This window comes from Nitrospinota bacterium, assembly GCA_016208975.1.
Lineage (GTDB): Bacteria > Nitrospinota_A > UBA7883 > UBA7883 > JACRLM01 > JACQXA01.
In genome coordinates, this window is the sequence record JACQXA010000004.1 from 658,475 (window position 1) to 671,743 (window position 13,269).

The 13,269-nt window shown below is 57.4% G+C and carries 10 protein-coding genes; 5 read left to right on the forward strand and 5 right to left on the reverse strand.

The window, feature by feature from the left end; translation table 11 throughout:
- Positions 1-14: 14 nt before the first annotated feature.
- The 3 genes from HY751_06765 to uvrA all read right to left on the reverse strand — a co-directional run bounded on the left by HY751_06765 (position 15) and on the right by uvrA (position 4,517).
- Complete coding sequence (locus tag HY751_06765) at positions 15-683, reverse strand: endonuclease III (protein ID MBI4666091.1); 669 nt, start codon at positions 681-683, stop codon at positions 15-17.
- Positions 661-1,392, reverse strand: coding sequence for a hypothetical protein (locus HY751_06770; protein ID MBI4666092.1), 732 nt, complete (start codon positions 1,390-1,392; stop codon positions 661-663). The genes HY751_06765 and HY751_06770 overlap by 23 nt, the downstream gene beginning before the upstream one ends.
- Before the next feature lie 293 nt (positions 1,393-1,685).
- Entirely contained in the window at positions 1,686-4,517 is a 2,832-nt protein-coding gene (gene uvrA / locus HY751_06775) for an excinuclease ABC subunit UvrA (protein ID MBI4666093.1), read from the reverse strand.
- Positions 4,518-4,651: 134 nt separating this feature from the next.
- Between uvrA and HY751_06780 the strand changes: the two genes are divergently transcribed.
- Both HY751_06780 and HY751_06785 read left to right on the forward strand, forming a co-directional pair.
- A complete protein-coding gene (locus tag HY751_06780; GenBank protein MBI4666094.1) occupies positions 4,652-5,458 on the forward strand; it encodes a YkgJ family cysteine cluster protein in 807 nt (268 codons plus the stop codon).
- Between the two features lie 42 nt (positions 5,459-5,500).
- On the forward strand, positions 5,501-6,115 hold the full coding sequence (locus HY751_06785; GenBank protein ID MBI4666095.1) for a hypothetical protein: 615 nt from the start codon (positions 5,501-5,503) through the stop codon (positions 6,113-6,115).
- A gap of 171 nt (positions 6,116-6,286) precedes the next feature.
- Here HY751_06785 and argF read toward each other — a convergent pair whose 3' ends face one another.
- On the reverse strand, positions 6,287-7,207 hold the full coding sequence (gene argF, locus HY751_06790; GenBank protein MBI4666096.1) for an ornithine carbamoyltransferase: 921 nt from the start codon (positions 7,205-7,207) through the stop codon (positions 6,287-6,289).
- Positions 7,204-8,397, reverse strand: a complete 1,194-nt coding sequence (locus tag HY751_06795) for an aspartate aminotransferase family protein (GenBank protein ID MBI4666097.1) — start codon at positions 8,395-8,397, stop codon at positions 7,204-7,206. Before HY751_06795 ends, argF begins: the two co-directional genes overlap by 4 nt.
- Positions 8,398-8,547: 150 nt before the next feature.
- On the opposite strand from HY751_06795, the gene HY751_06800 reads away from it, so the two are divergent.
- The 3 genes from HY751_06800 to HY751_06810 all read left to right on the forward strand — a co-directional run bounded on the left by HY751_06800 (position 8,548) and on the right by HY751_06810 (position 13,255).
- Entirely contained in the window at positions 8,548-10,215 is a 1,668-nt protein-coding gene (locus HY751_06800) for a protein kinase (protein MBI4666098.1), read from the forward strand.
- Between the two features lie 113 nt (positions 10,216-10,328).
- A complete protein-coding gene (locus tag HY751_06805) occupies positions 10,329-12,113 on the forward strand; it encodes a hydrogenase iron-sulfur subunit (GenBank protein ID MBI4666099.1) in 1,785 nt (594 codons plus the stop codon).
- 68 nt (positions 12,114-12,181) lie between these two features.
- The gene (locus tag HY751_06810) at positions 12,182-13,255 is read left to right on the forward strand and encodes an SO_0444 family Cu/Zn efflux transporter (protein MBI4666100.1); all 1,074 of its coding nucleotides are present in this window, start codon (positions 12,182-12,184) and stop codon (positions 13,253-13,255) included.
- Positions 13,256-13,269: the final 14 nt, after the last annotated feature.

Sequence of the window (13,269 nt, forward strand, 5' to 3'; positions counted from 1 at the left end):
GGGGCATTGGCGGCTCACCGGAAGCGTTTAACCCCCAGCCTGGGGCATTCACCGGCAAGTGGGCATTTTGAGCACCAGGGGGATACTGGCGCACAAAGGTTCTGCCCAAAAGTCACCAGCAGGTCGTTGAACTCTATCCAGTAGCGTTTGGGAAGTTTCTCCCGCAAGGCGAACTCGGTTTCCTCCGGGGTTTTTGTTTTAACGTAGCCCCAAATGTTGCTGATGCGGTGCACATGGGTATCCACGCAAATTCCCGGTTTGCCATAACCCAATGTGACCACCAGGTTGGCGGTTTTGCGCCCCACCCCTTTCAGCTTTAACAGCTCGTCAATTTCGTCCGGTGTTTTCCCGCCGTATTGCTCCACGATAACCCTGCTGGCCTCAATCACCGCGACAGCTTTGTTCCGGTAAAACCCCACGGGATATATGAGTTTTTCAACCCGCGCAGGGGCGAGTTCCATAAGTTTTTCCGGCGTGTCCGCCACGGCGAAAAGCCGCGCCGACGCCTGGGCGGTCTGTGTGTCTTTTGTGCGGAGCGACAGGATACAGCTTATCAGCACATGGAACGCCGGGCGCGCGCTTCCCCGCGAATAGGTGGTGACCACCGGGGTTTTCCATTGTTTTACGATGCGGCGAAGGGTTTTTACCGCCGCGCCGATGTCAATTTCCGCGCCGGGCGGCATCTTGCCTTTTTATCAGTTTGCGCCGGACCTTGAAAATGAGAGATATGTTTTTCTTCTCCCATTCCCTTGCCACGGGATGGTTTTCGTCCAGCCGCTCCATTCTTCGGAACTCCGCCCCATGGGGCCGCCGTCTGCCCTCTTCGTCCCGCGCCACACCAAGCTTTTTATGAAGCAGTTCGTGATAAATGACGTGCTCCACGAAAAACCTGGGCGCGTCCGTATTGTCCAGCGCGGGATGTATCCTTATGAGGTCCAAATCCTTGTCGTAAGACCCCAACATGATGGAACCACCACGCCTGCGGGTCTTCCGGGATGGTATGTCCCCCCAGGCGATTTTGCATGAAAGTTCGCCGTTAAAAAGTCTCCGGTTTACGCTCTCGGCCAGGTCTTTTAGATCGTAAACCTCACCGGCGGTCCTTAATCCCTTTAGCGCCTTTTTCCGCGCCTCCTGCGGAAGCGATTGGGTGTCTATGAATTTTCTAACGGTCAGCGGCAGTTTTTTCGTCTCACCACGCAAAAACTGGGCCAGGCTGTGGATGGTAGTCTGGTCGGCCATGGAAAAAAGGCGGGAAATCCGCGCGTGAACGCCGGATTTCCCCCGGACAATAGATAGGAATGTGCGCCGGTTGTCAGTGAGCGTCACCTGTGCGGATGGGCCCAAGGCTTCTTTCAGCGTGTTGACCAGCGCGTGCTCGAAAAGATTGTTCACTTCCAAAACAATGGAGATGTGGCGTTATTCACTTGATCCGCGCCGGTAAAACGCCAGCGCCAGCCGATGATACACCAACCGGGCTATGGGCGCCATATTATGACCCGTTAAAACCTTTATCCTGCCTCTTCCCCGTGGTTGCTCACCACGGTACTCTTTTTGCTTTTTGAAAAAGCGGGGCCGGGCGACCCGGTGAAGCAGGAAAATATCACCATGAGCGAAGCCGAAGGGCGCCAACAACATGTGCGTCATGGTTTGGCCGGGCCCACCATGGCATCGTTTTTGCCCATTATTTAGACCGTTTTTTTCCGGCGGCCCATCTCTTCCCGCAGGAACCTGCCCGTATGGGAGCCGGGGGTTTTGGCCACCTGTTCAGGCGTTCCGCAGGCCACTATCTGGCCGCCGCCATCGCCCCCTTCGGGGCCCAGGTCTATTATGTGATCAGCGGTCTTTATCACATCCAGGTTGTGTTCAATAACTATCAGGGTGTTGCCGGTTTCGGTGAGGCGGTTTAGAACTTCCAGCAGTTTCTTGATGTCCTCGAAATGGAGCCCGGTGGTGGGTTCGTCCAGAATGTAAAGGGTGCTCTCGCCTGGGCGCTTGGACAGTTCCTTGGAAAGTTTCACCCGCTGGGCTTCGCCGCCGGACAATGTGGTGGCCGACTGGCCCAGCCTGATATACTCCAACCCCACGTCGTTGAGGGTCTCCAGAATGTTCTCTACGGACGGGTGGTTTTTGAAAAACTCGTAAGCCTCCTCGATGGTCATGTCCAGCACGTCGGCGATGGATTTGCTTTTGTACTCTATCTCCAGCGTTTCCCGGTTGAACCGCCGCCCGCCGCACACCTCGCAGGTGACGTAAACGTCCGGCAGGAAGTGCATCTCGATTTTTATTACGCCGTCCCCCTGGCACGCCTCGCACCGGCCGCCTTTCACGTTGAACGAGAACCGCCCCGGCTCGTAACCACGTTTGCGCGCCTCGGGAAGCTTGCTGTAAAGGTCTCGAATGAAATTGAACACCCCGGTGTAAGTGGCCGGGTTGGACCGGGGCGTGCGCCCGATGGGGCTCTGGTCTATGTCTATCACCTTGTCGATAAACTCCAGCCCCCGGATGGCCTTGTGGACTCCGGGCCTCTCGTGGCTTCCCCAGAACTGGCGGGCCAGCGCCTTATAGAGGATATCGAAAAGAAGCGTACTCTTGCCCGAACCGGAAACGCCGGTGATGCAAGTGAACACTCCCAGCGGGATGGTCACATCGAACCCTTGCAGGTTGTGTTCGGCGGCCCCTTCTATTACAAGCTGTTTGCCATTGCCTTTCCGGCGGACTTTTGGCGCCTCTATGCTTCTGGAGCCGGAAAGGTAAGCGCCAGTGAGGGACTTTGGATTATTGATTATCCCCTGCGGTGTCCCCTCGGCCACCACCTCGCCCCCGTGCACTCCGGCGCCCGGCCCCAGGTCCACTATGTAATCGGCGGTCATGATAGTGTCGCGGTCGTGCTCCACCACCACCACGGTGTTGCCCAGGTCGCGGAGTCTTATGAGGGTGTCTATCAGCCTGCGGTTGTCCCGCTGATGGAGCCCGATGGATGGTTCATCCAGAATGTACAGCACCCCCACCAGCGAAGAGCCTATCTGTGTGGCCAGCCGGATGCGCTGGCCCTCGCCGCCGGAAAGGCTGGCGGCTGGCCTGTCCAGCGTGAGGTATTCCAGCCCCACGTCCTTTAAAAATCCCAGCCGCTCCCGCACTTCTTTTAATATCCGCTGGCCGATAAAAAGGCTCTGCTTGTCCAGGCTTAGCCCGTCGAAAAACGCCACCGCCTCCTTCACCGACATGCCCGACACGTCCATTATGGATTTTTCGCCCACGGTAATTGACAGAGCCTCCGGCCGCAACCTTTTCCCATTGCACCGGGCGCACTCCTCCAGCCGCATGTACTGTTCAATCTCTTCCCGGATGGCCTCGGAGTCGGTCTCCTTGTAACGGCGCTCCAGGTTGCCCATCACCCCTTCAAAAGCGCCCATGTAATAGTGACGGCGGTTGTCTTTCTCGAAGAAGAACTTAATCTCCTCCTCCCCTGTGCCGCGCAAAATGGCCTGCCGGTTCTTTTTGGAAAGCTTGTTGAACGGGGTGGACATGGAGAAATTGAAATGGGTGGCCACCGCCTCCAGCATCTGGGTGTAATAAAGGGCGGTCTTCCGGCTCCAGGGTTTTACGGCGCCTTGCCGCAGGGAAAGGCTTTCGTCGGGCGCCACCAGGTCTTCGCTTATGTAGCGTTTCTGGCCCAGGCCGGAACATTCCTGGCACGCGCCGTGGGGATTGTTGAACGAAAACATCCGGGGGTTTATTTCCGGATAGCTTATGTTGCAATGGACGCAGGCGAATTTTTCGCTGAACAGCAACTCCCGCTCGGAGTTGACGTCCACAAGCGTTATCCCTTCCCCCATTTTCAGGGCCACCTCCAGCGAGTCGGCCAGCCTGCGTTCCAGGCCGGTTTTTATCACCAGCCGGTCCACTATAAGCTCTATGGTGTGTTTCTTTTTCTTGTCGAGGGTTATGTCTTCCCCCAAGTCCACCATTTTCCCGTCCACCCGGGCGCGGATGAACCCCTTGGCGCGAAACGCTTCCAGCTCTTTTTTGTATTCCCCCTTGCGGTCTTTCACCACCGGCGAAAGAATCTGTACCTTGGAGCCTTCGGGAAGCTCCATTATCCGGTCCACCATCTGCTGGACTGTCTGGCTGGCTATCTCCCGGCCACAGTTGTGGCAGTGGGCTTTCCCCACCCGGGCGAAGAGAAGACGCAGGTAATCGTATATTTCCGTTACCGTGCCCACCGTGGAACGGGGATTTTTGCTGGTGGTTTTTTGCTCGATGGAGATGGCCGGGGAAAGACCCTCGATATAATCCACGTCCGGCTTTTGCATCTGTTCGAGGAACTGCCGCGCGTAGGCGGACAGGGATTCCACATACCGCCGCTGGCCCTCGGCGTATATGGTGTCAAACGCCAGCGAGGACTTGCCGGAGCCGGAAAGTCCTGTAATCACAATAAGTTTGTCCCGGGGAAGGGCCAGGTCTATATTCTTCAGGTTATGTTCCCTGGCGCCTTTTATCAGAATCTGGTCTTTCACCTATCTGCTCCCGTTTATCGCGAAAACCTAAATTATACCACCTGGAACGGGTACAAAGACCTTCCAGTTGTGACTTCGGTTTGGATTCTGTTATCCTGTGGGAGTAGTTCAAAAGAGAAAATCCAGATAATAAAATGTCCGGTCAAATGGAAACTCCGGGTGGTTCCTCATCCGGCGGCGCGCGTCACGACATTCACGAGGCTGTGGAAAAACTCCCCAGGATAGGTTGGGGGGAAAGCTTCCGGTTCCGGTGCCATAGCGGCCTTTCGTGCTGGACGTCGTGCTGTAAAAACCCGAACCTGTTCCTTACCCCCTACGATGTGCTGAGGTTAAAAAACCGGCTGGGCGTAAAATCTTTCGAGTTCCTGGCTTCCCACACAGTAACCGGGCTGGACGAATATATCGGCCTGCCGGTGGTTCTAATGAAAATGGGAGCCGACGGCTCATGCCCATACGTATCGGCCGGGGGTTGTAGCGTTTATTCCGACCGCCCCACCGCTTGCAGGATTTACCCGCTGGGCCAAGGGGCCTCGTCCGGAGCCAACGGGAAACCGGGAGAGCGGATGTTCTTTAAAGTTGAGGAGGAGCATTGCCTCGGCTGGAAGGAAGACAAACAGTGGCGGCTGGAGGAATGGGTTTTGGACCAGGGCGCCAACGAATATAACGCCCACAACGAGATTATGGCCAGGCTGGCGTTCCACCCCAGCTTGGGCGAACCCGGCGCGCTGGATGAACGCAAGGCCGGAATGATCCATCTGGCCTTTTATGATCTGGACCGGTTCAGGCAATTCGTTTTTGACACTTCGTTTCTGCAGAAGTTCGCAATCGAGCCTGAAACGGTGGAGAACATCCGGAACAATGACGGGGATTTGCTGAAATTCGCCGTGAGGTGGGTGGAATTCTCGGTGTTGGGGATTCCGGTGATAGAGCCGGTCTCCTGAAAACCCATAGTAGTATTCAGTCTCGGAAAGGTTGATTTATAGATGCAAGGCGGAACCAGCGGATACGACATAGTGAGCGCGGTGGCGGTTAAACATGTGCCGGTCACGGTAGGGATAATCGCCATGTTTCTTGTTATGCTGGCGCCCTACGCCTATGAGCTTTATAAAAGATATTACGGCGCGCCCAAAAGGAATACGGAGCCAAACATTGAGGACCGCCCGGCGTTCGCCCGAAAAGGCTGGGAGACCGAAGAGGAAGCCCGGATAAGGACGGCGGACGATGCCCGGCTGGGCGAACTGGAAGCCATATTGGCTTCCGCCAACTCCAACGGCGATGTTTTAAGAATCGCCGGGGAGATGGAAGCGCCGTTAGCCAAGGCGCGGGCGTACAGGCTGGCCGGGGAGCGGTTCGCCGCCGGTGGAGAGCGCCAAAAGGCCGAGGAATGTTTCACAAAATCCATCGCCCACGCCAAAAGCCCTGTGGCCGATGGGGCCGAGAGCGCCTTGGGCCTTTCAAGATTATATGAATCGGAGGGAGACGGCGCCAGGGCACTCCAGTTCGCCAGGCAGGCCCTTTTGCTTTTCGATCAGGCCGGGCTGGCGGATGGCGCCGCGGCGGTAACGGCCCGGATAAAAGCGCTTAAATCTGGCAAATAACCAGAACCTCCCGCAAACCGGGAGGAGGATTTCCACATTTCTCCATTAACCTGTTCAGGGGATTGTCAATATGGAAACTGTAAGCATCGTACTAGGGGTGGTGGGGTTCATCGTGGCCGCGGCTTTCCTGCTTAAAAAGGCCATAGGCAAATAACCTGCCCCGGGCGCCGGTCAGCCAACGAATTTCATCAGCACGGCTTTCTGCACGTGTAGCCTGTTCTCGGCTTCATCCCAAACGGCGGAATTGGGGCCGTCCATCACCTCGGCGGACACCTCCTCGCCCCGATGGGCTGGCAGGCAGTGCATGAATATCGCGCCTGGCCCGGCGGCGGCCATCAAGGCCGAATCCACCATGTAACCGTCAAAAGCCTTCCGGCGGATTTCCGCCTCATCGTCCTGCCCCATGCTTATCCACGTGTCTGTATAAACCACGTCTGCGCCTTTAACGGCCTCCCTGGGGTCATGGGTAAGCCCTATCACCGCGCCGGAGCTGGCGGCCAGTTTCCTGGCCTCGGCCACCACGTCTTCGGCGGGTTCGTAACCTTTTGGCGTGGCGACGGAAAGCTTTATCCCCATGACGGCGGAACCCAACAGCCACGAATGGGAAACGTTGTTGCCGTCCCCCACATAAGCTACTTTTACCCCGTCCAGACTCCCTCGTCTTTCGATGATGGTGAACATGTCCGCCAATATCTGGCACGGGTGGTATTTGTCGGTCAAAGCGTTTATCACCGGCATGGTGGAGGCGCGGGCGATAACCTCGGCCTCCTCGTGGGCGAAGGTGCGGATGACAAGCGCGTCCAGATAGCGGGAAAACACCCGGGCCGTGTCCTCCGGCGTTTCACCCCGGCCCATCTGTATCCTGTCGCCGGACAGCACCACCGCCTGCCCCCCGAGCTGGTATATCCCCACCTCGAAGGATATGCGCGTGCGGGTGGAGGACTTGTTGAACAGCATCCCCACGGATTTGCCAGCCAGCGCCGGATGGGCCACGCCCCGTTTGCGCTCGCTTTTAAGCCTGGCGGTAATATCAAAAATCTCCAGCATCTCCGCCCGGGTAAGGTCCGACAGCTTCAACAGATCCCGTTTCATGCGTTATTTCCCAAAACTTTCTCCAGTATGGAGAGCGCCCTGTCCACCTCGGCCTTTTTCACCGTAAGCGGCGGCAAGAGCCTTATAACGTTTCCGTTGGCGCAGTTTACAAGTAGCCCCTTTTCCGCGCAGGCTTTGACATGCCGCTCACAAGGGTGGTCCAGCACAATCCCTATCATAAGCCCCATGCCGCGGACTTCCTTGATGAAGGGGAACTTCTTCTTTATAGCGGCAAGGCGCTTTTTGGCGTACTCCCCCAGCGACCGGACATTCTCCAGAAACCCCGGCCTGGTCAGCTCCGCCAGCGCCGCCACAGCCCCGGCGCAGGCTAGGGGATTGCCGCCGAAGGTTGCCGCGTGGGTGCCGGGAACCAGGCTTTTAGCCACGTCTTCCCTGGCGAACATGGCGCCCATGGGGAACCCGTTGGCTATGCCCTTGGCCAGGGTGATTATGTCCGGTTTCACGCCGTAGTTCTGCCACGCGAAGAGTTTGCCCGTCCTCCCGAAACCAGTCTGCACCTCGTCGAAAATGAGCAGGAGGTTTTTGGACTGGCAGAAAGCCGCTAGTTCTTTCATGAACTTTTTACCGTGGACGCGGACGCCTATTTCCCCCTGCACAGGCTCGATAATCACGGCGCAGGTCTTGTCCGTGGCGGCGTTTTTCACCCCCGCAAGGTCGCCAAAGGGAACGTGGCTTACGCCCGGCAACATCTGGCCGAACCCGGCGTGATACTTGGGCTGACCCGTGAGCGAAAGCGCCCCCATGGTGCGCCCGTGGAACGAGCCTTCGAAGGAGATAACGTGGGTCCTGTCCGGGCCGTAATTGTCGGTGGAATGGCGCCGGGCCAGTTTCAACGCCGCCTCGTTGGCCTCCGTGCCGCTGTTGCACAGGAACACCCGGCCCTTGTACAGCCGTTTTACCAGGTCCCGTGCGAATATGGCCTGGGGCTCCGTCCAGTATATGTTGGAGATGTGCCACAGGCGGTCTATCTGCTTTTTTACGGCCCTGCCCACCGCCGGATGGCAATGGCCCAGGTTTACGGTGGCAAGCCCCGTCATGAAATCCAGGTATTTTTTCCCGTCGGCGTCCCACACATGGCAGTTCTTCCCCCGCACTATGGCCAGAGGCTGTCTGCCGTAATTGAGGGTCAAATTCGCCGAACCCATTTTTATTATCTCTTCGTTGCCCATCTTACTCCCTGAACTAAAGGCTGTATTTTAACGAATGCCGGGTTCTATTTGAATAACAAACCTGCCCATCGTGGTTTATTGGAGTGTTTGGAGGTGGTAGAATTTGATTTTAAACGCGGGCTGGCAAAATTAAAACTGCGGTAAAAAAAAATGCTCGATCCCAATCAGGCCTCGAAATTGGCCGAGGACATAAACAAGACCATCTCGCTGGAGGGTGGGCCGGAAGTCATTCCGGAGCCCGCAGGCTCCGCTGGTGACAGCGTCGTGATGACCACCCTTAAAGGGCGTTACACCATTTCCGCAAAGCTGGGCGAGGGGGGCATGGGCGCCGTTTACGCCGGGTTCGACAATCAGCTCCAGCAAAAAGTGGCCATCAAGCTTCTCAAAAAGGCCATGAGCAGGAACGAGAGGGCCATTGAACAGCTAAAGAGCGAGGCGCAGGTGGCCATGCGGCTTACGCATCCGCTCATAATGCGCCTTATAAACTTCGAGCGGGATGGCGAGATGGCCTTCCTGCTTATGGAAATGGTAAACGGGCGTACGCTGGAGAGCATTGTTAAAGCCCAGAAAGACGGGCGGCTGGCCTCCAAACCCGCGGCGCAAGTGGCCTACAAGGTTTGCGAGGCGCTGGAATACGCCCATCAGAACGGCGTCATCCACCGGGACATAAAACCGGCGAACATCATGATAGAAACCGGCAAGAACACGGTGAAACTCATGGATTTTGGTATCGCCCGGGTCATCTGCGGCCCCTCGGGCCAGCGGCCCGTCATTGCCGGAACCCTTCCCTATATCGCCCCGGAGATTTTCGAGGGTAGCCCGCCGGAACCCAGGGCGGACTTATACGCCCTGGGGTTGACGCTTTATGAAATCCTGGCGGGGGCTAACCCAATGCGTGGCAAATCCACCGAAGAGGTTATCCAGAACCACGCCACGCTGACACCGCCCGCCATTGACGGGGTGGACCGGGGGTTGATGAACATCGTTCTCCAATGCGTGGAGAAAAAGCCTAACGCGCGGTTTCAGTCGGCTTCCGAGATGAAAGCGGCGCTGGCCAAATACCTGGATTTGGGCGAAGCCCGGGTGTCCCGCGAAAAGAAGGTGGTGGAGAGCGAGAAGAAACGCATTGAGGGGGAGTTCGCCCGGTTAAAAAGGGAGCAGGAAAAACTGCGCGCCATGGAGGAAAACCGGGATCAGGACACAATTTCATCCAGGCCGGTTTATGTGCATACATCCACCAAGTCTCCGGCCTTCATAACGCCGCGGGAAATAAAGACCATAGCGGCCGTGGTGGGCGCCGGCGCATTGGGCGCCCTGCTGGATTCTTCCATGAAAACCGGGGAGATGGGGCTTTTCGCCACCGCCTCGGCCTACGAAACATCTTCGGCCATCTTCGTGCCGATGCTTGTGGTGTCGCTCCCGGCATATTTTCTTCTGGGCGGCCGGGCGGCCGTAACGGGGATTGTGGCGGGGCTGGTGTTCGGCCTGGCATCTTTCAGGATGGGCACGTATTACATCGACACATCGCTGGAGAATGAAGGATGGGCCCCTTTCAAGCTGGTGGCCTACCTGACGCTGTCGGCCCCGGTGGCGCTGGGCATCGCTTTGTCCGTCATGACCCATTCCAGCTGGCGCGGCTCATTGGCCGCGGGGGGGCTGATAGCGCTGACCGCCGTTGGCGGGCTGGCGCTGGTGGAAGGCGGATTCGCCGAGGGGCTGTTCGGATTGACCGAGGAGAACCTGGGAATGTTCGAGATTCCATTCCTTTCGGTGGCCGGATGGGGCGCCGCGGCTTTTTCGATTAATAAATGGCAATGATCTCCCAACATTTCCCACTCTCACATTTCTGAAGTGATCCGGCATCCATAATGAACCCTGCCGACAAACAATCATTGCGATCAACGCTCAATCCATGGCCCCGAGCCCAGGCTATGGCTTTTTTCCTGCTGGTGACGCTCACGGTAACTGGCGTAATTCTTTTTCTCTACTATTCGGTGGACATAAAAGAGGCCTACTCTTCTTTATCCACGGATGACAGGTTCTCGATTAAATCCGTTCTCCGGGGCGTCCACAGGCATGGCGGGGACCTGCTGGTAATTCTGGTGGCGGCGCACATGGCCAGGGCCGTTATTAGCGGCAGGGCCATGAGGGGTGGCGGAGCGCCCTGGGCATTTGGGATGGGGCTTATGGCGTTTACCCTGTGGCAGGGTGTTACGGGGTATGCGCTACCCATGGATGATAGGAGCGTGGGGGTAATTTCCCATGCCCTGCCGTGTCTTGAGACGCTTATCGGCCATCAGGGACCGTCGGCTTTCATGGTGACGGAGGAGATAACGTCCCGTACCATGATTTTGCTGTTGGCGGCCCATCTGGCCCCTCCCATTATCGCGGTGGTTTTGCTGGCAGGTCATTTCAAAAGGCTAGCGACGCCCAGACTTTGGCCGGGCAGGGGCATGATGGCCGCATGTGTGGCTGGCCTTGCGCTGGCCGCGCTTATAGCGCCCGCCACAAGTTTTTCAAAAGGGGATTTCCAGCGTTTGCCCGGAGCCATGGAATTCGATTGGCTCCTGATGGCTCCGTTGGCGTGGATTCCACAAACCCCATCGGCGCTGTTCATGTGGTTGACGGCGCTGGGCGCGATAGCCATATGCTCAGCCCCGGCGGTTATGGTCTGGCGCGTCAAACGAAAACCCGTGCTGGTAATTGGAAACCGGTGTGTAGGTTGCGGCCTTTGCGCCAAAGATTGCCCGTATGAGGCCATACTCATGGAGCCGCGCCCGGCGGACGATAAATGGCCGTGGCTGGCCACCGTTACAGAATCAAAATGTGAAGCCTGCGGGGTATGCGTGGGTTCTTGCGGTTTCTGGGCGATGGACCTGCCTTCCAACCCCACCGAAACTATCCGTTCCGCCACCGAGGGTTTCAAGAATACAGACGCCGGAGCCTTGGCTTATGTGTGCAATAAACTTTACGGCGGTCAGGAATGGTTAGAAGTGGATGGGCTAAAAGTGAAGCTGATCCCGGTGGCATGCGCGGGGCAGGTATATCCGGGCCTTGTTGAGCTGGCGCTGAAAGAAAACGCCCGGTTCGCCATGGTGGCCCGGTGCGCCTCATTTACGTGCGACGGCAGGCTGGGGAGCGATTATGCCCACGACCGTTTGTTCCATGCGAGAAAACCGTTTTTGAAAAAACGTGTGGACAGGGGCCGGGTGGCGCTGATTGCATTGGAGCCGGGGGAGAAAGATAAACTGCCAGCCGCAATCGCGGACACCGCGCGGGAGATGATGACAGGAGTCAAACCCTATGGGGCCGGAGTGAAGCGCCAGATAGTGGTTACTTTAACGGCTATCATGCTTGCGGCGGCGCTGGTGGGACTGGACAGGTTGTGGGCCGCTCTTCCCATGGAGCTTGAGACCGGTTCCACAACCAGGCTTATTCTCCATTACGAGACAATGGACGGCGGCACTATACGGGTTTTCCAGGGCGCTAAACCCCTAGCCCTTCTGGAAATACCTCCAGCCGCAGGATTTGAGCCTTCCGGCATTTACAAGGTTTTCGATTTGCCGTCCGGAGACAAGTCCGCACGGGTAACAGTCACGTCCGGCGGAAAGACCAGCGAAGTTGTCACTAAAAGCGGGCTAGTCCGGGGTGAGTCGGCGATTATCAGGCGGAACCCAGTCACCGGCAAACTGGAAGCCGTACTCCCCTTACGTTAGAATGAATTTATATAGAGTTATTTAACGGAAGCTCTCAATACTGGCTGGGCCTGTTGTTTACAACCGCAATGGATTTCTTAATCGAAGTTTTGCTAGCCACCTGGGATATATTGCGGGAATCGGCCATGTATGTGCTGGCCGGGTTCTTCATAGCCGGAATATTAAAAGCCTTCATGCCTTTCGAGGCGGTTAAAGCGCGCATGGGCGGCCCCGGCCTTATGCCGGTGTTCCGGGCGGCGGTGTATGGAGTGCCTCTCCCTCTTTGTTCCTGCGGCGTACTCCCTGCGGCGTTCGCCTTGAAAAAAATGGGGGCCAGCAAAGGCGCCACCACCGCATTCCTCATATCCACCCCCGAGACTGGGGTGGACTCCATAGCCATCTCCCTGGCCCTGCTGGACCCGGTGATCGCCATTTTCCGGCCCATCGCGGCTTTCATAACGGCATTCTCCGCTGGCGCGCTGGAAAACTATTTCGGCGATGGAGAGCCGGAACATTCCCATGCCCATGAAAACGGGGCTTCCTGTTGCTCGTCCGCGTCTTGCGAATTGAGCGCAACCCGCGCCAAAGGGGCTGGCATCATCCATGGGTTGAGAGATGGCGTAAGGTTCGCCTTCGTGGAGCTGATGGACGACCTGGCGTTGTGGCTTACCGCCGGGCTTGTACTGGCTGGCATTGTGAACGTTATTACGCCGCCGGACTTTTTCGAGAGGGCCTTCGGCGGAGGCGTTACGCCCATGCTGGTAATGCTGGTGGCCGGGATACCCATGTATATATGCGCCTCGGCCTCCACCCCGCTGGCGGCGGCCATGATATTAAAAGGCCTTTCACCGGGCGCGGCGCTGGTTTTCATGCTCTCCGGCCCGGCCACAAACATCGTCTCCATCGCCACGGTCCGGCGGGTATTAGGCCTGAAATCCACCGTCATCTACCTTGCCGCCATAGCCGTATGCGCCGTGGCCATGGGGATAACGCTGGATATGATATATGCGGCTATCAACATAGACCCGCTGGCGGCCATGGGCCAGGCCGCGCACTGGACGCCCGCATGGCTGGAAACCATCGCCGCCATAACGTTCCTTGCGCTGACAATGCGGAGTGTGGCCGTAAAAGCCATGGCCAGGTTAAAGAACAACTCTTTGTGACAACCAGGCGGGTG

Bases quoted from the DNA above. Each gene is read 5' to 3' on its own strand.
- HY751_06765 (MBI4666091.1), bottom strand. From the start codon at position 683: ATGCCGCCCGGCGCGGAAATTGACATCGGCGCGGCGGTAAAAACCCTT.
- argF (MBI4666096.1), bottom strand. From the start codon at position 7,207: ATGAAACGGGATCTGTTGAAGCTGTCGGACCTTACCCGGGCGGAGATG.
- HY751_06785 (MBI4666095.1), top strand. From the start codon at position 5,501: ATGCAAGGCGGAACCAGCGGATACGACATAGTGAGCGCGGTGGCGGTT.
- HY751_06810 (MBI4666100.1), top strand. From the start codon at position 12,182: ATGGATTTCTTAATCGAAGTTTTGCTAGCCACCTGGGATATATTGCGG.
- HY751_06805 (MBI4666099.1), top strand. From the start codon at position 10,329: ATGGCTTTTTTCCTGCTGGTGACGCTCACGGTAACTGGCGTAATTCTT.
- HY751_06800 (MBI4666098.1), top strand. From the start codon at position 8,548: ATGCTCGATCCCAATCAGGCCTCGAAATTGGCCGAGGACATAAACAAG.
- HY751_06795 (MBI4666097.1), bottom strand. From the start codon at position 8,397: ATGGGCAACGAAGAGATAATAAAAATGGGTTCGGCGAATTTGACCCTC.
- HY751_06780 (MBI4666094.1), top strand. From the start codon at position 4,652: ATGTCCGGTCAAATGGAAACTCCGGGTGGTTCCTCATCCGGCGGCGCG.